The sequence below is a fragment of the Streptomyces sp. NPDC098789 genome (assembly GCF_044759975.1).
GTDB lineage: Bacteria > Actinomycetota > Actinomycetes > Streptomycetales > Streptomycetaceae > Streptomyces.
The window spans coordinates 16929-37583 of sequence record NZ_JBIWAJ010000015.1 but is presented as its reverse complement, the minus strand read 5'-3'; the positions used below and the strand labels follow the sequence as shown (position 1 = coordinate 37583).

Sequence of the window (20655 nt, the reverse complement as noted above, 5' to 3'; positions counted from 1 at the left end):
CTGGGTCGCCGAGCGTGACGGAGGGCAAGGGGTGGAAGAGGAGATTCCGCTCTGCTCGGGTGTCCACTCCTCGGGAAAAGCGCTCGCGCGGACCTTGCTGAATGGGTGGCCAGGAAGCCCGAGAGGGGTGATCATGAGAAGTCCAGAGCGCACTTCCCATGAGGAGGCACGGGTGGCCGAGACTCTGAAGAAGGGCAGCCGGGTAACCGGCGCCGCGCGCGACAAGCTCGCGGCAGACCTGAAGAAGAAGTACGACTCCGGTGCGAGCATCCGGGCGCTGGCCGAAGAAACAGGCCGGTCCTACGGGTTCGTCCACCGGATGCTCAGCGAGTCCGGAGTCACGCTGCGTGGTCGCGGTGGCGCGACGCGCGGAAAGAAGGCGACTTCGGCTGCCTGAGGCACAGGCCGCAGGCTTCGCTCCTACAGTTCCTTCGGTGACCCCCGGTCGGCCGTGCGGCCGGCTGGGTGGTTACTGTGCAGTCACTTAAGGCCGAGTCCGCGGCCGACTGCACACCGGAGGCACACAGATGGCTCTGCTCGACAAGGACGGCGTACGGCTCACCGTCGACGACACGGTCGCCTCGGTGACACTGACCAATCCGGCCAAGCGAAACGCTCAGTCCCCCGCGCTCTGGCGGGCGTTGGCAGAGGCCGGTCGGTCGTTGCCGGGCACCGTCCGGGTCGTCGTGCTGCGCGGCGAAGGCAAGTCCTTCTCCGCCGGACTCGACCGACAGGCGTTCACGCCTGAAGGCTTCGAGGGCGAGCCGTCCTTCCTGGACCTGGCGCGTGGTTCCGACGAACTGTTGGACGCCACCATCGCCGAGTACCAGGAGGCCTTCACCTGGTGGAGGCGCAACGACATCATTTCCGTCGCCGCGGTGCAAGGTCATGCCATCGGTGCCGGCTTCCAGCTCGCGCTCGGTTGTGACCTGCGCGTCGTCGCCGACGACGTGCAGTTCGCCATGCGCGAGACCAGCCTGGGGCTGGTTCCCGACCTGGCCGGCACGCGGCCGCTGACCGACCTGGTCGGCTACGCCCGCGCCCTGGAGATCTGCGCCACCGGGCGCTCCGTCCACGCGGAGGAGGCCGAGCGGATCGGCCTGGCCAACCTCGTGGTGCCCGGGGCCGAGCTGGACGCCGCCGTGCAGGACCTGGTGGCGGCGCTGCTCGCGCCGCCGCGGGATGCGGTGATCGAGACGAAGGCGCTGCTGCGGGGGGCGTCGGGGCGTACCTACGACGACCAGCGCGTCGCCGAGCGCGCGGCCCAGTCCCGCCGCCTGCGCGACCTCGCCGGTCTCTCGGACTGACCCCGGCCGCGCCCTCGATCACCGGGCGGGGCAAATCCAGCCTGCCCGGCGTTTGAGGGCCCGCCGGAGGCGTGGTCGGCGGACGGATGGACGGCGGCGTTGCGCTCGCTCGTGCCTCCGGCGGGCCCTCAAACGCCGGGCAGGCTGGGCTCGGCCCGGGTCACGGGATCAGGAGGGCCTTGCCCGGGATGGTGCGGGATTCCATGGCGCGGTGGGCTTCGGCCGCCGCGGACAGGGGGAAGGTACGGGCGATCACCGGCCGCAGCCGGCCCGCCGCGGCCAGCGCCAGCGCCCCCGCGGCCAACCGCACGACCTCCGCCGCCCCGAACTGCACCTCGGCGATCCCCCGCAGCGCGATCCCCCGCGCCGCCACCTCCGCCGGGTCCAGCTCGGTGAAGCCCCCGCTCGGCGCCCCGTGCGCGGACACCCGGCCGCCGTCCTTGACCAGCCCGAAGCCCGCCAGGCCCAACTCGCCCCCGACCCCGTCGAGCAGCACGTCCACCGGCCCCCCGACCCGTTCGGTCCAGCCCGGTTCCGTGTAGTCGACCACCACGTCCGCGCCCAGTTCCCGTACCAGGGCCAGCTTCGCCCCGCCCCGGGCCGCGCCCACCACGTGCGCCCCGGCGGCCTTCGCGAGCTGGACCAGCAGGGTCCCCATGCCGCCCGCCGCGCCCAGGATCAGCACCCGCTCGCCCGGCCCGACGGCGACCCCCTCGGCGATGCCCGTCCCCGTCACCCCGTCGTGCGCCAGTGCCGCGGCCTCCCGCAGGCCCAGCCCGTTCGGGACCGGGACCAGGAGCTCCACCGGTACCCGGACCAGCTCCGCGTACGTGCCCTTCGTGCCGGGGGCGGCGACCACCCGGCGGCCCAGCCAGCCCGGGTCCACCCCCTCGCCCACCGCCGCGACCCGCCCGGCGGCCGCGCCGCCCGGAACGTACGGCGGGTGCACCCCGAAGGCCTCGCCCCAGCCGCCCCGGATCTGGGTCTCGACGTAGATGGTGTCGACGGCCTCGGCCCGCACCACGACCTCGCCCGCACCCGGCACCGGGTCCGGCGCCTCGACCTCGACCAGGACCTCCGGGCCGCCGTAGCCGTCCACCCGTACCGCTCGCATGACATCCCCCTCGTTCGACGAACCTTTCGCCGTTCAGTCTCGAACCTCGACCGCGCTTGAGGTCAAGCATGATCAACAAATCTCTTCCGGGCCGTCCGGCGTAGTGCCCGGGCACCGGCCGTGGAGCGCGCATACCGTGGTCGCAAGTCCGTACGCGCGAAAGGACACGGCGATGAGCGAATCGGGATCCGGATCCGCATCCGCATCGGGAGGCCCCACCAGGCCCCCGGCCGACCGGGGCCGCACCACCATCGCCGACGGGGTGGTCGAGAAGATCGCGGGGCTGGCCGCCCGCGAGGTGCTCGGCGTCCACGCGATGGGCAGCGGCAGCGGCCTCTCCCGCACCTTCGGCGCGGTCCGCGACCGGGTCCCGGGCGGGGCGAAGTCCTCGGTCAGTCGGGGCGTCAAGGCCGAGGTCGGCGAGGTGCAGACCGCCCTCGACGTGGAGATCGTCGTGGACTACGGCGTGTCGATCCGCGAGGTGGCCCGGGCGGTGCGGGAGAACGTGATCTCGGCGGTGGAGCGGATGACCGGCCTGGAGGTCGTCGAGGTCAACGTCGCCGTGAGCGACGTCAAACTGCCCGACGACGAGGACGAGGAGCCGGAATCCCGGCTCCAGTAGCGCCGAGAGGAACCAGCATGAGCATGGCGGTGGTCGGCCTGATGGCCGGCATGGCACTGGGGTTCGCCGGGTACTTCGGCGGCTTCGGGGCCTTCTTGCTGGTGGCGGCGCTCGGCGCCGTCGGATTCTTCGCGGGCCGGTTCCTGGACGGCGACCTGGACCCCGGGGACTTCTTCCGGCCCCGCGACCGGGGCTCCCCGAGCGACGGCGACCACGGTGGCGGTCGCCGCGACGACCGGCGTCGGTGAGGCCGCGATGAGCCTCCCGCGCGACGACGGCGTCCCCCGTGCCTGCGGCACCCCGCGGAGCACCCCGCCCAAGGTGGCCCCCGCCGACCGCGGTGCCACCCGGATCGCCGATCGGGTCGTCGCCAAGATCGCGGCGCAAGCGGCCCGGGAGGCCCTGACGGCGCTGCCCGCCGCACCGCCCGCCGACGCCGCGCCCCCGCACGCCACGGTCACCGTGCACCACGACATCGCGCGCGTGCGGATCAGCCTGGAACTCGGCTACCCCGCCGATCTCGCCACCGAGTGCTCCGCCGTGCGCCGCCGGGTCGCCCAGCGGGTCGAGGACTGCGCCGGGATGTCGGTGCCGGAAGTGGACATCGACGTGGAGCGGCTGCACCCCGCCCAGGTCGGCCCCGCCCGGCGGGACCGGCTGAGGTGAGCGCCCCCGCCGGACTCGACGAGCGGCGCGCCGACCCGGGCCGCGGCGCCGCCCCGCGCTTCCGCTCGGCCCGCCGGGTCCCCGCCGCGCTGACCGCGCTCGTGGTGCTCGGCGGCGCCGGGCTCTTCCTCTACGACCTCGCCGCCGTGCGCGCGCGGCGCCCCGGCATGCGCTGGCGCCACGAGCTGGCCCGGCTGCTGGAGCGGCACGCCCCCGCGGACACCGGGGTGGTCGTCGCCGGCGCGGTGCTGGTGCTGGCCGGGGCGGCGCTGCTGTTCCTCGCACTGGCCCCCGGGCTGCGCTCGGTCCTGCCGCTGCGCTCCCCGGGACCCCCTCGCCCCGCCGGCGGGGCCCCCGAGGTGCGTGCCGGGATCGGGCGCAAGGCCGCCGCGCTGGTGCTGCGGGACCGTGCGATGGAGGTGTCCGGGGTCCGCTCGGCCCGGGTCACGGTGGCCCGTTCGCACGTGACCGTGCGCGCGGCCTCCCACTTCCGCGAACTGGACGACGTACGGGCGGACCTGGAGGCGGTCCTCGCCGTCGGGCTCGCCGAGCTGGGCCTGGCCCACGAGCCGCGGCCGCGGGTCCGGGTCGACCCGGCCGGAAAGGGATGAACGCACGGATGCACGGACAGCGGCTCGGGACGGTCAACCGGATCCTGCTCGCCCTCGTGGCCCTGGCGCTGCTGGCGGGCGGCGCCGTCCTGCTCACCGGCCGCCCGCTGCTGGAGGGCCGTCGCGCGCCCCTGCTGAGCGCCGCCCGGCGGCGGCACTGGCACGCGGAGGGCTGGTGGTGGTGGGCGGTGGTCGCGGTCCTCGGCCTGTGCGTGCTGCTCGCCCTGTGGTGGCTGTCGGCCCAGCTGCGCCGCTCCCGGCTCCCGGCCGTCCTGGTCGACACCGGGGACGGCGCCTTCGCCCTGCTGCGCGGCCGGGCGCTGGAGGAGGCGGTGGCGGTCGAGGCGGGCGCGCTGGACGGGGTCGCCCACTGCCGGGTCGCCCTGCGCGGCCGTCGCACGGCCCCCGCGCTGCGGCTCGATCTGCGACTGGAGCCGCACGCCGTGCCCGCGGACGTCCTCGCCGCGCTGGCCGGCCCGGTCCTGGACCACGCCCGCGCCTCGGCGGGCCTGGCCGAACTCCCCACCGAGATCCGCTTCCAGGTCGCCGATCACCGGGCCCAGCGCGTCAGCTGAGCCCGGGGAGCGCCGGGGAGCGCCGGGGCGCACGGGGGACTCGCGGGGTCAGAAGCCGTGGCGGGCGCCGCCGTCGACGGGGAGCATGATGCCCGTCAGGTACGAGGCCGCCGGCGAGAGCAGGAAGGCGGCCGCGCGGCCGAACTCCCGGTCCGTGCCGTAACGGCGCAGCGGGATGCGGGACTCGTTGGCCGCCCGGGAGGCCGCCGCGTCCCCGGAGAGCGCGTCCAGCTCCCGCACCCGGTCGGTGTCGATCCGCGCGGGCAGCAGGCTGACCACCCGGATCCCGCGCGGGCCGAGGTCGTCCGCGAGGGACTTGGCGAAGCCCGCCAGCCCGGGGCGCAGCCCGTTGGAGATCGTCAGCCCGGAGATCGGTTCGTGCACCGAGCCGGAGAGCACGAAGCCGATGACCCCGCCCTCGCCCAGCTCGGCGGCGGCCGTGCGGGCCAGCCGGACCGCGCCCAGGAAGACCGACTCGAAGGCCGAGCGCCACTGCTCGTCGGTGTTGTCCGCGCCCGCGCCCGGGGCGGGTCCGCCGACGCTGATGAGGACGCCGTCGAAGCGGCCGAACCGCTCGCGGGCGGTGGCGACGAGGCGGGCGGCGGCGTCCGGGTCGGCGTTGTCGGCGACGACGCCGACCGCGTTCGGGCCGAGTGCGGCGGCGGCGTCCGCGACCCGCCGCTCGTCCCGGCCGGTGAGGACGACCCGTGCGCCGTCCGCGGTCAGTTCGCGGGCGCTGGCGAAGCCCAGGCCGCGGGTGGCCCCGGTGACGACGTAGACGCGGTCCTTCAGTCCAAGATCCATACCGGTACGCTACGCCGTCGCGGGCTCGGCCTCGGCGCCTTCCGCGGCGGCGGCCTTCGCGGCCGCCTCCTCGCGGTCGCGCTTCTCGCGCCGGACCAGGACCACCCAGCCCACCGGCACGGCCGCGGTGAACAGCCACCACTGCACGGCGTAGGCCATGTGCGGGCCGATCGATTCGTGGTCGGGTTCGGCGACCGGCTCGGGGCTGCCGCCGGGCGGGACCGGAGCGGTCAGCTCCAGGTAGCCGCCGAGCACCGGCCTGCCCAGGTACTTCGCCTGCCGGCCGCTGTTGATGAGCATCACCTGGCGCTCCGGCAGGCCCTTGCGGTCCCGGATGCCGCCGTCGCCGTTGACCTCGTCGGCCTTGAGCCGGCCGGTCACGGTCACCTCGCCCGGGGGCGCGGCGGGCACCGGGGGGAAGGCGGTCGGATCGCCGCCGCCCGGCACCCAGCCCCGGTTGACCAGGACCACCCGGCCGTCGCCCAGCACCAGCGGGGTGACCACCTGGAAGCCGACCTTGTCGCCGTTGGAGGTCCGCATCCGCACGACGACCTCGTGCGCGGTGTCGTAGGTGCCGGTGGCGGTGACCGCGCGCCAGAAGTCGGCGCGCGGGACCTCGTGCCCGGGCGAGGTCAGCTCGGTCATCGGAGCCGGCTGCGCGGCCAGATTCCGCGCGATCAGCTCGTTCTGGGCGACCCGGTGCTCATGGCGGTGGAACTGCCAGAACCCCAGCTGGATCATCGAGGGGATCAGGACGAGGGCCAGGAGGTGCAGGCCCAGCCACTGCCGGGTCAGTACGAAGCGGTACACGCCCAAGACGGTACCCCTCGGCGCGCGGGGGCCGGCGGGCGGGTGACCCGCCCGCTCGGTCGGGGTCGCCCGGGTGCGCTCGCTCAGGTGCGGTCGACGACGCCCACCTTCCCCTCCGCACGGGCGCAGTGCGCCCCGCAGAACCACTGCTGGTCGACCTCGACGCCCTGGCCGATGATCTGGACCCGGCAGTGCTCGCAGATGGGTGCCATGCGGTGGATGGCGCAGGAGAAGCAGTCGAAGACGTGAATCGCGCCCTGCGCGTGCACCTCGAAGGACATGCCGTAGTCGTTTCCGCAAACCTCACAACGTGCCATGCGCCACAGAGTGGGACCGGACGGGCCGACCGGGAAAGCGGTCACCGGGCGAGTCGCCCGATGCTCACCCGTCTGCCGCAGCCACGTCCCGCAGCAGCTGGGTGAAGGCGGCCTCGTCGACGACCGGGGTCCCGAAGGACTTCGCCTTGACCGTCTTCGAGGTCGCCGAGTCCGGGTCGTTGGTCACCAGCAGGCTGGTGAGCCGCGACACGCTGGTCGCGATGTGCAACCCCGCCTCGACCGCGCGGTCCTCCAGCAGCTCCCGGTCCACCGAGGTGTCGCCCGAGAAGGCGATGCGCATGCCCTGCTTGAGCGTGCCGCCGTCCGTGTAGCGGCCCGGGTTCGGGTGCGGGCACGGCGGCCGCTTGCGCGACTGGCGCCAGCTGCCCGTGCCCGCGCTCCGGTAGGAGGCCTGGTGGCCGATGCGCGGCGTCGCCGGGGTGTCGGACCACTCGGTCAGCGGGCGGCACTCCAACAGCGGCAGCCGCACCCCGTCGCGCGCGGCCGCGTGCAGGGAGGGCCGGAAGGCCTCGGCCAGCACCCGGGCGTCGTCGAGCGCGTGGTGGGCGCGCTGCTGGACCACGCCGAAGTGCGCGGCGAGCGACTCCAGCTTGTGGTTGGGCAGCGGGAGGTTCAGTTCCTTCGACAGGGCGATGGTGCACAGCCGCTGACGGACCGGCGCGCTCGACGCGGCCCGCGCGTACTCGCGGGCGATCATCTGCCAGTCGAAGATGGCGTTGTGCGCGACGAGCACCCGGTCCGCGAGCCGCCCGGCGAACTCCTCGGCGATCTCGCCGAAGAGCGGCGCGTCCCGCAGTACGTCGCTGGTCAGTCCGTGGATCCAGACCGGGCCGGGGTCGCGCTGCGGGTTGACCAGGGTGTACCAGTGGTCCTCCACGTTGCCCCGCGCGTCCAGCCGGTAGACGGCCGCGGAGATTATCCGGTCGTCGCGCGCGAGCCCGGTGGTCTCCACGTCGACGACCGCGTACCCCTGCGGGTACGCGGTCGGCCAGGTCGTCTCTGCGGTGCTGCGGTCGTCGAGCATGGTCACAGAGGATATCGGCCCGGACCGACAGCCGTGGCCCGTCCGCCTCAGCCCAGCTCGGCGACGAGGTCGCCGGCGCTCACCCGGGCGAAGCCCGCGGGCACTTCGGCGGGGCCGGGGAAGAGCCGGTACGCCGTACCCGAACCCCCCTGCGGGGCCACGCTCGCGCGGGTGAGCGCGAGGAACGCGTGCTTCCCGGCGGCCAGTTCGGCGGCCGCGCCGTCGGCGTCCGCGTGCGGACGGCGCTCCTGCGGCGCGTCCAGGGCGGCGATCCGGGCGGCGAAGGCGGCCGGTTCCTCGCCGGCGGCGGCCCGGTAGAGCCACAGCTCGTCGAGCGCACCGGGCAGCGGCGCTCGCCAGAGCACGGCCACCTCCCGGGTGCGGGCGGCGGAGCGCCACACCGCGAGGTCCCACAGCGTGGTGCGGGTGCCGGAGGCGAAGTGCGCGCGGAGGTCGCGGGCCGCCGCTCCCAGCTGTGCGCCGCCCGAGGCGTCGACGCTCTGGAACGACGTGGAGGGCGGCAGGTGGACGTCCGCCCACAGCGCCTCGCGCGCGCCCAGGTCCACCACCATCGGCAGGTACGCCCGGGAGCGGCCCGCGAGGTCGAAGCGCTGGCGCACGGTCCGCGGGTCGTAGCGGGCGTCGCGCGGGCCGTCCGCCGCCAGGGTCATGAACCCCGCGAAGGCGTCGGGCAGCTCGTCGAAGGGCACGTTGTTGTAGCTGAAGACCAGGGGGACGGCGTACGCGTCCCCGTGCGCGGCGAGCTTCGTCAGGTCCAGGTCGACGTACTCGGTCGCGCCGTCCGGGGCGGGGGCCGAGGTGAGGTCGCCGGAGTGGACGGCGGCGCCGGCGGGCCCGTGCGCGAGGCGGGTGTAGTCGCACTGACCGGTGAACCGCCAGTCGGCGTCGAAGAAGGCCACCGACAGGTCGAGGTCGGTGCGGTGGCCCGTCGGCTCCGTCCAGTGCAGGAACAGCCGCAGCACCTCGCCGGGCGGCAGGGCCGCCGTGCTGCCCCGCGGCACCGCGACCAGGGTCCGGGCCGAGTCGCGCTCCGCGAAGGGGACGGCGAGGTCGCCGAGCCCGGAGTCGATGACGGCCAGTTCGTACGGGCGCTCCTCGGACCGGGCGAACCGGCGCAGCACCTCGTCCTCCAGCAGCCCGACGACGTCGCGCACCAGCGGTCCGGACAGCGGCGGGCGCGCCTCCGTCACCGAGAGGGCGCGGGTGACCTCGCCGCGGGGGAAGAAGACCCTGCGGGTACCGAGCCGGTCCTCGGCGCGCACCCGCAGCGCTCCCAGCGCCGACAGCAGGGGGCCGGGGCCCACCGCGGGCAGCCCGCGCTCCAGCGCCCGGGCGAGTTCCGGCACCGGGTGGTCCCCGTCGTGCAGGCGCATCAGGTGGTCGAGCCGGCGCACCAGTTCGCCGGGGCGCGCCCCGGCCACCGCGGCGGCGGCCCCGGGGGCGCCCTGGGCCAGGGCCCCTTCCATCCGGTGGCCCCAGGTCGCGGGCCGGATCCGGGAACCGTCGGGGTCGATCCGCACGGCGTCCGGGTGCGCGGCGGCGCTCTCCCGCAGGCTCGCGCCCAGCGGCCCGGTCAGCGGGGTGCCGCGCAGGGCGGCGAAGGCGAGGGCGGCGCGCGGGTGCCGGGCGTGCTGCTCGAAGGGGTGCAGGACCTCGGCCGCGCGCTTCCACGCGGTGGGGTGGCGCAGCAGGTCCTCGACGACGTAGGGGGTCGGCAGGGCGTCCAGTACGGCCAACAGGGCGCGCCGCAGCGGCCGCCCGACGGAGACGAACCGGGTCGGCAGCGGCAGCAGCCCCGGGTCCCCCGAGGACAGCACGGCCAGCAGCCGCAGCACGTCGGTGGCGGTGGTCAGCCGCTCGGCGAGCAGCGCCCGCGCGGCCTCCCGCGTCCCGGATCCGGCGAGGAGCGTGCCCAGGACCAGCGCCTTGGTCTCCCGCACGGGGATCTCCGCGGGCAGGTCGCCGCGGGCGGCCGGGCTCAGCGGCAGCAGGACGAGCAGGTCCTCGCGGTCCTGCGGGGAGAGCGGGGTGCGCCGGGCGAGCAGCGCCGCCACGATGCGGCCCGCGTCGGCGGCCCGGTCGGTGCCGAGCTCCAGCAGCCGCAGCGGGCCCCGTCGGACGGGCTCCGCGCCGGCGGCGGCGCCGGCGGCGGGGCGGACGGGACGCAGGAAGGGGTCGGCGGGGTCGATCCGCCGGTGGCACAGGGGGCAGCCGGAGTAGTTCGCGCCGTCCCAGCACAGCCGGCACACGAGGTGGGCGCAGGGGGACACGGGGAAGACGGTGCGCTGCTCGCCGCACAGCACGCAGGGGTGGTCCGCCTGCTGGAGGAGGTGTGCGAAGACCCGGTCCACGTAGAGCCGGTCGGTGTCGCGCACCACGCCCCGCACGATCGAGGGGAAGCGCCGCAGCAGCGGGGTGTGGGTCCGGTCCGCGCCGAGCAGGTCGTCGATCAGGGCGACGAGGTCGCGCCGGATGTCGGCCAGTGCCCCGGCCGGGAGCGCGGCCAGCGCCGCGTACAGCTCCGGGCGCAGGAGGTGGCCCCGCTCCAGGAGCGCGGCTTCGAGCCGGCGCAGGGCGGGCCCGCCGTCGGGGGCCCATACGGGCACCGGGTCGACGTAGACGGTCTGGATCCGGCGCAGCAGTACGGACTCGACGGTGGTGATGGGTGCCCCTCCTGGACGTGAAGAACGGGGGCGGAGAGTGGGCGCGCGGGATCTTTGCAGGAAGGTGAGAAGGATGCGCGCCGGGGAGCCGCCCCCGTGTCCAGGAATCCCATCACGGAACGGGCGCGCGGCGCAAAGCGATTAGCGAGGTGATTCTCCGGCGCGTCCGTCTGGTCCGTCCGGTGCCAGCAGGGCCGCCACCAGGGTCCTGACCGACAACAGGAAGAGCCGCTCCGGGTCCGCCGGGCGGGCCAGGGCGCGGGCGAGGGCCGGATCGTCGGGGGCCGCGGCCGGGTCCCAGAGCTCGCCCTCGGCGGGGGACTGGGCGGGGGAGCGTTCGCGGTTGCGCTCGATGAGGACGAAGCCGACGATCTGGAACTGGACCACGCGCACGGCGTCGGCCGCGCGGGCCCCGCGCAGCCCCGCCGCGTGCACCTCGTGCACGAGGGCCTGCTGCGCGGGCAGGAACATCCGCTCGGTCAGCCCGCGCTCGTGCACCATCGCGATCAGGTGCGGGCGCCGGCGCAGCTCGCGGCGCAGGGTCCGGGCCACCGAGACGATCCGGTCGAGCGGGGTGCGGCCGGTGGGGCGCACCGCGCCCATGTCCCGGACGGTCCGTTCGACGAGCGCGTCGAGCAGGGATTCCCGGTTGCCGACGTGCCAGTAGATCGAGGTCACCGCGGTGCCGAGTTCGGCGGCCAGCTTGCGCATGGTGAGGGCGGCCGGGCCGTGCTGTGTGACCAGGGACGCGGCCGTCTCCAGCACCTCCTCGCGGGTGAGCGCACTTCTGGCCATCACGGCCCCCAACTCTGTCCGGTGGAGCAACAATTCATCTGGCGGTCCGTCAGTTCTTGTACGTGCAGCCCTCTTTACCCTTCATCGGTGGCGGTGTAACTGTGTTACAGAACCTCCCCCGGCTGCCGCCGGGGGACCCCGTGAAGGGTGGTGCTTCCCATGGCACGCGTACGGTACGGCGCGCGGACCGAAGCCGAGATCTCGGCCTCGCGCGAGAAGAGCTCCAAGCTTCCCGACATCTGGTCCACCGGTGTGGTGGCCGTCTGGGAGAGCGATCCGGACGTGGTGGCCGCGGTCCTCCCGCCGCCGCTCAAGCCCGCCGAACGGCCGCTCGTACGGGCCAACATCAGCAAGGTCGACCTGCCCGGCTACCCGCTCGGCGCGGGCTCCGTGGCCGTCGCCGCCCGGCACGGCGCGGTCGAGGGCTGGTACCCGCTCGTCATGCCGATGACCCACGAGCGCGCCCTGGTCGGCGGCCGCGAGGTGTTCGGCGAGCCGAAGAAGCTGGGCGAGGTCGCCGTCGAACGCGACGGCCTCGTCGTACGGGCCTCCCTCGCCCGGCACGGGATCGCCTTCGTCGAGGTGCGCGGCGCGGTGGACCGCGTGCTGCCGCTGCCCGAGCCCACCACGAAGACCGACTTCTACTTCAAGTTCCTGCCCGCCGTGGACGGCGACGGCTTCGACGCCGACCCCGTCCTGGTGCACTGCACCCGCAACGAGAAGGTCCGCAAGCTGGAGCACATCACGGGCGACGTCGTCCTGCGGGAGTCGATGTTCGACCCGATCGCGGACCTGCCGGTGCGCCGGATCGTCGAGATCACCATCGGCGAGAAGACCACCGACCAGAAGGGCAAGGTGGTCGAACGGGTCAGCGCCCGGGCGCTGCTGCCCTACATCCACCAGCGCTACGACGACCCGATGCAGATCCTCGACGCGCCCCCCGAGGGCTCGTCGGCGGGGAGCGTCTGAGATGCGACTCGAACCGGGACAGGTGGCCGTCGTCACGGGCGCGGCCAGCGGCATCGGGCTCGCCATGGCCCGCCGCTTCGCCGCGGAGGGACTGAAGGTGGTCCTCGCCGACGTCGAGGAGGGCGCCCTGCGCAAGGCCGCCGAGGAACTCGCCGCCGACGGGGCCGAAGTGCTCGCCCGCACCGTCGACGTCAGCGACCGCGACTCCGTGCGCTCCCTCGCCGACGCGGCCTACGACACCTTCGGCGCGGTCCACGTGCTCTGCAACAACGCGGGCGTCGGATCGGGCGCCGAGGGCCGCATGTGGGAGCACGAGCCCAACGACTGGAAGTGGGCCTTCTCCGTCAACGTCTGGGGCGTCTTCCACGGCATCCAGGCCTTCGTCCCGCGCATGATCGCGAGCGGCGTCCCCGGCCACGTCGTCAACACCTCCTCCGGCGACGGCGGCATCGCCCCGCTGCCCACCGCCTCGGTCTACGCCGTCACCAAGGCGGCCGTGGTCACCATGACCGAATCGCTCTACGCCCACCTCAAGGCCGAGGACGCGCAGGTCGGTGCCTCCGTCCTCTTCCCCGGACCGCACATGCTGCGCACCGGACTGTGGGAGTCCCACCGCAACCGGCCCGACCGCTACGCCAAGGAACGCCCGCGCAAAGCGCCGTACCGCACCCTCGACCAGTACGAGACGGCGATGAAGCAGGCCGGCCACGAGGTGAACTTCACGCCGGTCGAGGAGGTCGCCGAGCACGTGGTCGACGGCATCCGGGCCGACCGCTTCTGGATGCTCCCGGCGAGCGAGCACAGCGACCGGCAGATCCGCGCCCGGTCGCAGTCGATGCTCGACCGGGCCAACCCCGCCTACCTGGAAAGCTTCATCCTCGACTGAGGGGCCTCGCAGTGAACGCGTACGAAGACCCGTACCTGATCATCTCCTCCGACTGCCACGCCGGGCTGCCCACCGAGCGGTACCGCCCCTACCTGGACCGCCGCTTCCACCCCCAGTTCGACGAGTTCCTCGGCCAGCGCGACGCCCGCCGCGAGGAGGCCACCCGGCTCGGCGTGCGCAACGAAGCCTTCGCCGAGAAGTGGTTCCACGACCACGAAGAGGGCCTCAAGGGCGGGTGGGACGCCACCCAGCGCCTCAAGGAACTCGACGGCGACGGCGTGGCCGCCGAAGTCGTCTTCCCCGACGCCGACGCGGTCGACAGCCAGACCGCCGCGCCCTTCGGCGTCGGCCTCGGCCTCTCCGGCGACCAGGACCCCGAGCTGGGCATGGCGGGCGCGCAGGCGCACAACCGCTGGCTCGCCGAGTTCGTGTCGCAGAATCCCGAGCGGCACTGCGGGGTGGCCCTGCTCCCCATCACGGGCGAGCCGGACCGGGTCGTCGCCGAGATCCACCGGGCCAAGGAGTCCGGGCTCGGCGCCCTGATGATCCCGTCCATGTGGGTGGACAAGGCGCCCTACCACGACCGCCGTTACGACCCCGTGTGGGCGGCCGCCGCCGAGACGGCGATGCCGATCGTCACCCACTCGGGCGCCGCGCCGCGCCACGAGTACGGCGACCACCTCGGGATCTACGTCTCCGAGGTCACCTGGTGGCCCGCCCGACCCCTGTGGTTCCTGCTGTGGTCGGGGGTCTTCGAGCGCCACCCCGGCCTGAAGTTCGGGGTCGCCGAGTCCGGCTGCTGGTGGTTGCCCAACCAACTGTGGTTCATGGACCGGCTCTACCTCGGCGCGCACGGCGGCAAGAAGCTCTCGCCGTTCGCGGAGCTGAAGCGGCCGCCCAGCGAGTACCTGGACCGTCAGGTCTTCGTCTGCGCGACCAACACCAAGCGCCGGGAACTGGCGCAGCGCTACGAGATCGGCGTGGACAACATCCTGTGGGGCTCGGACTTCCCGCACCCCGAGGGCACCTGGCCGAACACCCGCGGCTGGTTGAAGAAGACCTTCCACGACATCCCGGTCGAGGAGACCCGCCGCATGCTGGGCCTGGCCGCCGCCGAGGTCTTCGGCTTCGACACCGAGGCGCTCGCCCCGCTGGCCCGCCGGATCGGACCGACCCCGGCCGAGCTCGGCCAGTCGGCCGACCAGGCGGCCGTGACGGCCTCCTGGTCCCGCTCCCGCGAGGTCGGCCGGCACTGGCTGACCGACCACGACTTCCCGGTGCTGGGGGTGGACGGATGACCTCCGACCGGCCGACGACCGCGGCGGACCGCTACACGGTCATCTCGGCGGACTGCCACGCGGGCGCCGACCTCCTGGACTACAAGCCGTACCTGGAGAAGCGGTACCACGAGGAGTTCGACGCCTGGGCCGCCGGCTACGTCAACCCCTACGAGGACCTCCTCGCCGACACCGCCGACCGCAACTGGAACTCCCCGCGCCGCCTGGCCGAACTGGAGGCGGACGGCATCGTGGCGGAGGTGCTCTTCCCCAACACGATCCCGCCCTTCTTCCCCAAGGCCTCGCTGATGGCGCAGCCGCCCACCGCCGCCGAGTACGCGCTGCGCTGGGCCGGGCTCCAGGCCCACAACCGCTGGCTGGCCGACTTCTGCGCGGACGCGCCGGGGCGGCGGGCCGGGGTGGTCCAGATCCTGCTCAACGACGTGGACGCGGCGGTCGCGGAGATCCGGCGGACCAAGGAGGCGGGGCTGACCGGCGGGATCCTGCTGCCGGGCGTCCCGCCGGGCTCGCCCGTCCCGGAGCTGTACTCGGCGGCGTACGACCCGATCTGGGCGGTCTGCGACGAGCTGGACGTCCCGGTCAACCACCACGGCGGCTCGGCCTCGCCCCCGCTCGGCGACGAACCCGCGGCCCGCGCCGTCTTCATGGTGGAGACCACCTGGTTCTCGCACCGCGCCCTGTGGCACCTCATGTTCGGCGGCGCCTTCCGACGCCACCCGGGCCTCAAACTGGTGCTGACCGAGCAGGGGTCCGGCTGGATCCCGGGCGTGCTGGAGATGCTCGACTACTACCACGGCCGACTGGTGAACGCGGCGGCGAGAGCCGCCACCGCGGAGTCCAAGTTCGGCGCGGGCCTGGCGGAATCGATGGGCAAGGGCCCCACCGAGGTCTGGCGGGACAACTGCTTCGTGGGCGCGAGCTTCATGCGCCCCCACGAGGTGCCGCTGCGGGACCGGATCGGCCTCGACAAGATCATGTGGGGCAGCGACTACCCCCACGACGAGGGCACCACCCCCTTCTCCCGCGAAGGCCTCCGCATCGCCTACGCGGGCCTGCCGCGCGCCGAGGTCGCCGCCATGGTCGGCGGCAACGCGGCCCGCGTGTACGGGTTCGACCTGCCGCTCCTGGACGCGCTCGCCGCCAAGCACGGCCCGCTCGTCACGGAGGTCGCCGAGCCCCTGACCGAGATCCCGCCGCAGGCCACCAGCCCGGCCTTCGCCCGGGGCGCCTCGGTCCGGGTCTGGTAGCACCGCCTTCCCGCCGGGCGGCCCGGTTCCGGCACCGACCGGACCCGGGCCGCCCGGCGGGGGCTCAGTTCCCCACGTACGTCAGCCGCTCGGGCGGGATCCGCTCCGCCCCCGTGAAGGCGGTGCGCCGGTCCAGCTCCACCATCAGCCCGTCCAGGGCCGCGAGCGGGGACAGGTCGACCGGGCCGACGCACTCGGTCAGCGTCAGGCGCCGCAGCGCGGGGAAGGCGGCGAACGCCTCCAGCGTCCCCTCGATCCCGCAGCGGCGCAGGTGCAGCGCGGTCAGCCACCGGTACGGCGTGAGGGCGCCGATCGACACCGGCGCGGTGTGCCGGACCTCCAGGCTCCGCAGCCCGCCCAGCAGCAGCCGGGAGACCAACTGCCGGTACTGCCAGGGCCCGGCGATCGTCAGGGTCTCCACCCCGGGCCAGCGGTCGATCCCGTCCAGGGTCAGCCCGCGCGCGCCCTGCCACAGCGACAGCGAGGTCAGGGTCCCGGCGGCGGGGACGTCCCCGATCCGGCGCTCCAGCGGCTCGTACCCGATGACGAGCGAACGCAGCCCGGGGACCTCGGCCAGCGGGGCCAGCGAGAGCCCGTCCCGCAGGTACCCGAAGGCGAGGCTGTCCGCCGCGAGTTCGGCGACCGCCTCGATGCCGTCGAGGTTCGGGCAGTCGTACACCCCCAGGTGGCGCAGCGCGCGCAGGTCCGTCAGCTCCGCCAGGCCGGTCAGCCCGGGGTTGCGCTGGAGGACCAGCCACTCCAGGTCCCGGCGGGCGGTGACGGCCGGCGGCACCCCCTGGTCCCAGGTGAGGTGGAGCCGCCGGATGTGCGGGAGCCGTTCGAGGGCGGCCAGTTGTTCGGGGGTGCTGACGTGCAGGTGCGCGCTGCGCACGGGGGCGTCGGCCAGCACCGCGTCCGCGAAGTCCTCGGTGGGGAACAGGCCCCACGAGCCGCAGATCTCGTGGCTCACCTCGTAGCGGTCGTCCCGCCGGAAGCCGGCGATGACCTGGAGCGCCCGGTCCCCGCCCACCAGGGCCGCGGTGCGGATGGTCGCGGCCGCCTCGGCCTCGGTGAGGTCCGCGGGCTCCGGCAGCAGCTCCAGGACCAGTTCGCCCGCCTTCGCCAACTCCTCGGCCTGCCCCACCGAATGCGGGGGCAGCAGGTGCGCGGTGCGGGTCTCCACCTCCCGCCACACCTCGGGGTCCAGCTCGGGGGCGTGCTCCAGGCAGGCGGCCGCGAGCAGCACCAGCCGGCTGCTGTCCCGCTTGACCCGCTCGGCCCGGCGCAGCAACTGCCGCAGCAGCCGGGCCCGTTCGTCGGGGCGGGCGTGACCGACGGCCATCCGGATGACGTCGTACCAGTCGTCCTCGTGGGCGTTGCGCACCAGGACCCCGAAGTCCCGGGCCTCGACGGCCGCCTTGGCGCCCAGGTAGTCGCGGAAGGTGCGGTGGACGAAGTGCACCGAGCCCGGGACCGGCTCGCGGAGCAGCCCGCTGCGGATCAGCAGGTGCCGGAAGACCTGCCGGGCGCTGCCCTGGGCCCGGGCCTGCGGCATGGCGTCCAGCCACTCGTCGACCATCTCCACGGCCTCGTCGCAGTCCGCCTCGACCTGTCCGTTGCGGATCAGCCAGTAGGCGAGCCGCTGGAGCAGCAGGGTCTGTTCGTCGCGGGTGAGGTAGACCCCCTCGACGCCGATGATCTCCCGCTCGCTGTCCCGGCGCACGAGCAGCATGTCGAGGGCGGCGTCGTACAACTCCTTGCGGGCGCGCGGCAGGTGCATGTGCCGGTCCCGGTTCAGCGCGCACAGCAGCGCGCACATCAGGGGGTTGGTGGCGAGCCTGCCGAGGTCCCGGCGCAGCCGGACCGCCTGGCCGAGGGAGTTCTCGTAGCGGTCCAGTTCGGCCCGGTCCTCGGCGGATCCGCACTCCGCGCGCGCCGCGTCGTGCCAGTGCGCCAGGAACGCCTGGACGTCCTTGCGTTCCATCGGCAGCAGGGACACCGGCGCGAAGGCGTGGCCCGAGAGCCAGTCGTCACGCACCGCGGAGGGCCTGGTGGTGACGATGTAGCGGGCGTCGGGGTAGGCGTCGACCAGCGACGAGATCCACGCCTCGGTCCGGTTGCGCAGCCGCTGCGGCACCTCGTCGACCCCGTCGATCAGGACCAGGGCCCGTCCGGCGCGCAGCACCGAGCTGACCCAGCCGGGCGGCGCCTCCCCGTGGAGCGGTATCCCGCAGGCGCGCAGGAACTCCTCCGGCATCGGCAGCGCGTCGCGCTGGGTGAAGGAGCGCAGCCGCAGCACGAACGGCACGTAGGAGTCCAGCTCGCGCAGCTCCGGGCCGAAGCTGCGGCGGGCCGAGTTCAGCGCCAGCCACTGGACCAGGGTGCTCTTGCCCGAGCCGGCGGGCCCGCGCAGCAGGACGCGCCCGGAGCCGCCGAGCGCCGTCTCGACCGCGGTCACCGCCTGGCGCCCCAGCTCCTCGTACGGCTGCTCGCCGCTGACCGAGAGGCTGATGTAGGCGAGGTCCAGCGGCCATTCCTGGGGGGAGTGGCTGAAGGTCAGCCCGTACAGCTCCAGGCGCCCGTGGGTCGCGGCGATGTAGGTCGCGTACCGCTCCTCGAAGTCCGCGGCCGCCGATCCGGGCGCGGGACCCAGCCGTTCCCGTACGACTTCCAGGGCGCGCCCGAGGTCCCCGGTGCGCCGGATCACCTCCAGGTCCGCGCGGGCGCCGAAGGCCGGCAGCGTGGTGACGTGCTCGACGGCGTGGCGGCAGCACAGCTCCAGCAGCTCCCCGTAGAGCGCCCGCGCCGCGTCGCCCAGGCCCGGCGGCGGGCCCGGCAGGGCCCGGGCGAGCCGGTCCGGGTCGAGGTCCAGGGCGAAGAGGGCGTCCGGGTCCAGCGCGCCGAGCCCGGCGAAGGCGTCCTGTACGGCGTCCAGCGCGGCGAGGCGCTCGTGCTCGGGGAGCCGGGACAGGGGGGTGTGCAGGCGCCCGGCGAGGGTGGCGGCGAGGTGGGCCAGCTCCGCCTCGCCCAGTTCCACCGGGCGGCGCCAGCGCGGGGCCGGGCGGGCCGGGTCGGCGGTGGTGCCCGCCCCCGGAGCCCGTGCCAAGAGTGCTTTGACGAGCGCGCCCAGCGCCGTTCCCGCCACTTTCAAGACAACCGGCTCTAACCCGCTCACATGGCCTCCCCGCCCCGGTCGGACAGTATCGCCGGTACCGTCGGTAACACCGATGGATACCGATCGGTAACAACATCTAGCGGGCCGGTGGAACGCGCCTCTATGGTGCGGGCATGCCGAACCTGCCCGATGTCGTGCTGTGGTCCATACCTGCCTTCGTGCTGCTCACCGTGGTGGAGCTGGTGAGCTACCGCTTCCATCCCGACGAGGACGCCGCCGGGTACGCGACCAAGGACGCCGTCACCAGCCTCGGCATGGGGATCGGCAGCCTCGCCTTCGACTTCGTCTGGAAGATCCCGATCGCCCTGATCTACGCGGCGGTCTACGAGTTGACCCCGCTGCGCGTGCCCGTCCTGTGGTGGACCGTGCCGCTCATGCTGCTCGTGCAGGACTTCCTCTACTACTGGCAGCACCGCGGCCACCACGTCATCCGCGTCCTGTGGGCCTGCCACGTGGTGCACCACAGCAGCCGCAAGTTCAACCTCACCACCGCACTGCGCCAGCCCTGGACCAGCTGGACCTCCTGGCCGTTCTACCTGCCGATGATCGTGCTCGGCGTGCACCCGGCGGCCGTCGCCTTCTGCTATTCGATCAACCTCGTCTACCAGTTCTGGATCCACACCGAGCGCATCGACAAGCTGCCCCGGCCGATCGAGTACGTCTTCAACACCCCCTCCCACCACCGCGTCCACCACGCCTCCCAGGGCGGCTACCTGGACCGCAACTTCGCCGGCATCCTGATCCTCTGGGACCGGATCTTCGGCTCGTGGGTGGGGGAGACCGAGCGGCCCGAGTTCGGCCTGACCAAGAACATCGCGACCTACAACCCGCTGCGCGTGGCCACGCACGAGTACGCCGCCATCGCCCGGGACGTACGGGCCGCCACCAGCTGGCGCGAGCGCGCGGGGCGGGTCTTCCGCGGCCCGGGCTGGCAGCCCGCCCCGACCGCCGCCCCGGCCCCCGCGCCGGCCGCCGCCCAGGCCCCCGCCCCCGCCGGGCCCGCCGCGTGAGCGCCCCCCGCGTGAGCGCCCCCCGCACCGGAGCCGCCGCCGGGCCCACCGCCCTCGGATCCGCCGCGCTCGTCGGCTTCGGCGTCGCCACCGCCGCCGACCTCGCCTCCCTGCTCGCGGGCTGGGACACCGGGCACCTGGTCTTCAAGCCCCTGCTGATGCCCCTGCTCATCGGCTACGCGCTCACCCGCGGCGCGCCCCGGGCGCTGGTCGCCGCGCTGTTCTTCGGGTGGGGCGGGGACCTCGCCCTGCTCTCCGACGCGGACCCCGCCTTCCTCGTCGGCATGGGCTCCTTCGCCGTCGGGCACCTGTGCTACCTGGCGCTCTTCGGGCGGCGCCCGGCCTCCCCGCTCGCCGGGGCCGCGTACGCGGGCGCGCTCCTGGGGACCGTGTCCCTGCTCTGGGGGGACCTCCCGGCCGACCTGCGGATCCCGGTCGCCGGATACAGCCTGCTGCTGACCGCGATGGCCTGGCGGTCCGGGGCGCTGGGGTGGCGGGCCGGGCTCGGCGGGGCGCTGTTCCTGCTCTCCGACACGCTCATCGCGACCGGGGTCGCGGACTGGCCGCAGCTGCCCCGGCCCGACTTCTGGGTCATGGCGACCTACGCGGCGGCCCAGTACCTGCTGGCCGCGGGAGCCCTCGCGGACGACCGGGCGTACCGTAGGGAAGTCGTACCAGTCTGACCGCCTCGGCCACTCTGATCCCCTGAAGTCACCGAAG

At 74.3% G+C, this 20655-nt stretch carries 21 protein-coding genes; 13 read left to right on the top strand and 8 right to left on the bottom strand.

Annotation, left to right across the window (positions count from 1 at the left end):
* Positions 1-172 precede the first annotated feature (172 nt).
* On the top strand, positions 173-397 hold the full coding sequence (locus ACIQWR_RS27270) for a helix-turn-helix domain-containing protein (RefSeq protein ID WP_354382253.1): 225 nt from the start codon (positions 173-175) through the stop codon (positions 395-397).
* A 130-nt stretch (positions 398-527) separates the two neighbouring features.
* The gene (locus ACIQWR_RS27265) at positions 528-1307 is read left to right on the top strand and encodes an enoyl-CoA hydratase/isomerase family protein (RefSeq protein ID WP_404014633.1); all 780 of its coding nucleotides are present in this window, start codon (positions 528-530) and stop codon (positions 1305-1307) included.
* Positions 1308-1467: 160 nt separating this feature from the next.
* On the opposite strand, the gene ACIQWR_RS27260 is transcribed toward ACIQWR_RS27265, so the two are convergent.
* On the bottom strand, positions 1468-2421 hold the full coding sequence (locus ACIQWR_RS27260; RefSeq protein ID WP_404014630.1) for a zinc-binding dehydrogenase: 954 nt from the start codon (positions 2419-2421) through the stop codon (positions 1468-1470).
* Positions 2422-2593: 172 nt separating this feature from the next.
* On the opposite strand from ACIQWR_RS27260, the gene ACIQWR_RS27255 reads away from it, so the two are divergent.
* From ACIQWR_RS27255 to amaP, 5 genes are read left to right on the top strand one after another with little or no spacing between them, the layout of a single operon-like run.
* Positions 2594-3043 (top strand): Asp23/Gls24 family envelope stress response protein, encoded by a 450-nt coding sequence (locus tag ACIQWR_RS27255; RefSeq protein ID WP_404014628.1) that lies wholly within the window; start codon positions 2594-2596, stop codon positions 3041-3043.
* Between the two features lie 17 nt (positions 3044-3060).
* Positions 3061-3291, top strand: a complete 231-nt coding sequence (locus ACIQWR_RS27250) for a hypothetical protein (RefSeq protein ID WP_399259126.1) — start codon at positions 3061-3063, stop codon at positions 3289-3291.
* 7 nt (positions 3292-3298) lie between these two features.
* Positions 3299-3709, top strand: coding sequence for a hypothetical protein (locus ACIQWR_RS27245; protein ID WP_404014626.1), 411 nt, complete (start codon positions 3299-3301; stop codon positions 3707-3709).
* A complete protein-coding gene (locus ACIQWR_RS27240; RefSeq protein ID WP_404014623.1) occupies positions 3706-4320 on the top strand; it encodes a DUF6286 domain-containing protein in 615 nt (204 codons plus the stop codon). The genes ACIQWR_RS27245 and ACIQWR_RS27240 overlap by 4 nt, the downstream gene beginning before the upstream one ends.
* An 8-nt stretch (positions 4321-4328) precedes the next feature.
* Positions 4329-4895, top strand: a complete 567-nt coding sequence (amaP, locus tag ACIQWR_RS27235; RefSeq protein WP_404014620.1) for an alkaline shock response membrane anchor protein AmaP — start codon at positions 4329-4331, stop codon at positions 4893-4895.
* A 48-nt stretch (positions 4896-4943) separates the two neighbouring features.
* Here amaP and ACIQWR_RS27230 read toward each other — a convergent pair whose 3' ends face one another.
* The 6 genes from ACIQWR_RS27230 to ACIQWR_RS27205 all read right to left on the bottom strand — a co-directional run bounded on the left by ACIQWR_RS27230 (position 4944) and on the right by ACIQWR_RS27205 (position 11350).
* A complete protein-coding gene (locus ACIQWR_RS27230; protein ID WP_404014618.1) occupies positions 4944-5699 on the bottom strand; it encodes an SDR family oxidoreductase in 756 nt (251 codons plus the stop codon).
* A gap of 9 nt (positions 5700-5708) precedes the next feature.
* Complete coding sequence (locus ACIQWR_RS27225) at positions 5709-6509, bottom strand: SURF1 family protein (RefSeq protein WP_404014615.1); 801 nt, start codon at positions 6507-6509, stop codon at positions 5709-5711.
* Between the two features lie 83 nt (positions 6510-6592).
* On the bottom strand, positions 6593-6826 hold the full coding sequence (locus ACIQWR_RS27220; protein WP_404014612.1) for a hypothetical protein: 234 nt from the start codon (positions 6824-6826) through the stop codon (positions 6593-6595).
* Positions 6827-6890: 64 nt separating this feature from the next.
* A complete protein-coding gene (locus ACIQWR_RS27215; RefSeq protein ID WP_404014610.1) occupies positions 6891-7877 on the bottom strand; it encodes a DEDDh family exonuclease in 987 nt (328 codons plus the stop codon).
* 41 nt (positions 7878-7918) lie between these two features.
* The gene (locus ACIQWR_RS27210) at positions 7919-10555 is read right to left on the bottom strand and encodes an MXAN_6230/SCO0854 family RING domain-containing protein (RefSeq protein ID WP_404015043.1); all 2637 of its coding nucleotides are present in this window, start codon (positions 10553-10555) and stop codon (positions 7919-7921) included.
* 141 nt (positions 10556-10696) lie between these two features.
* Positions 10697-11350, bottom strand: coding sequence for a TetR/AcrR family transcriptional regulator (locus ACIQWR_RS27205; protein WP_404014607.1), 654 nt, complete (start codon positions 11348-11350; stop codon positions 10697-10699).
* Between the two features lie 159 nt (positions 11351-11509).
* On the opposite strand from ACIQWR_RS27205, the gene ACIQWR_RS27200 reads away from it, so the two are divergent.
* Genes ACIQWR_RS27200 through ACIQWR_RS27185 form a run of 4 tightly spaced genes read left to right on the top strand, consistent with a single transcriptional unit; the run spans position 11510 to position 15750 of the window.
* Complete coding sequence (locus ACIQWR_RS27200; protein ID WP_404014604.1) at positions 11510-12319, top strand: acetoacetate decarboxylase family protein; 810 nt, start codon at positions 11510-11512, stop codon at positions 12317-12319.
* 1 nt (position 12320) lies between these two features.
* Entirely contained in the window at positions 12321-13205 is an 885-nt protein-coding gene (locus ACIQWR_RS27195) for an SDR family NAD(P)-dependent oxidoreductase (protein ID WP_404014602.1), read from the top strand.
* A gap of 11 nt (positions 13206-13216) precedes the next feature.
* Positions 13217-14503 carry an amidohydrolase family protein gene (locus ACIQWR_RS27190; RefSeq protein WP_404014599.1) on the top strand — a complete coding sequence of 429 codons (1287 nt, stop codon included), beginning with the start codon at positions 13217-13219 and terminating at the stop codon, positions 14501-14503.
* Entirely contained in the window at positions 14500-15750 is a 1251-nt protein-coding gene (locus ACIQWR_RS27185; protein WP_404014596.1) for an amidohydrolase family protein, read from the top strand. The genes ACIQWR_RS27190 and ACIQWR_RS27185 overlap by 4 nt, the downstream gene beginning before the upstream one ends.
* Positions 15751-15814: 64 nt before the next feature.
* On the opposite strand, the gene ACIQWR_RS27180 is transcribed toward ACIQWR_RS27185, so the two are convergent.
* Complete coding sequence (locus ACIQWR_RS27180) at positions 15815-18895, bottom strand: NACHT domain-containing protein (protein WP_404015040.1); 3081 nt, start codon at positions 18893-18895, stop codon at positions 15815-15817.
* A 143-nt stretch (positions 18896-19038) separates the two neighbouring features.
* Between ACIQWR_RS27180 and ACIQWR_RS27175 the strand changes: the two genes are divergently transcribed.
* On the top strand, positions 19039-19935 hold the full coding sequence (locus ACIQWR_RS27175) for a sterol desaturase family protein (protein ID WP_404014594.1): 897 nt from the start codon (positions 19039-19041) through the stop codon (positions 19933-19935).
* Positions 19936-19946: 11 nt separating this feature from the next.
* Positions 19947-20618, top strand: coding sequence for a lysoplasmalogenase (locus tag ACIQWR_RS27170; protein WP_404014591.1), 672 nt, complete (start codon positions 19947-19949; stop codon positions 20616-20618).
* Positions 20619-20655: the final 37 nt, after the last annotated feature.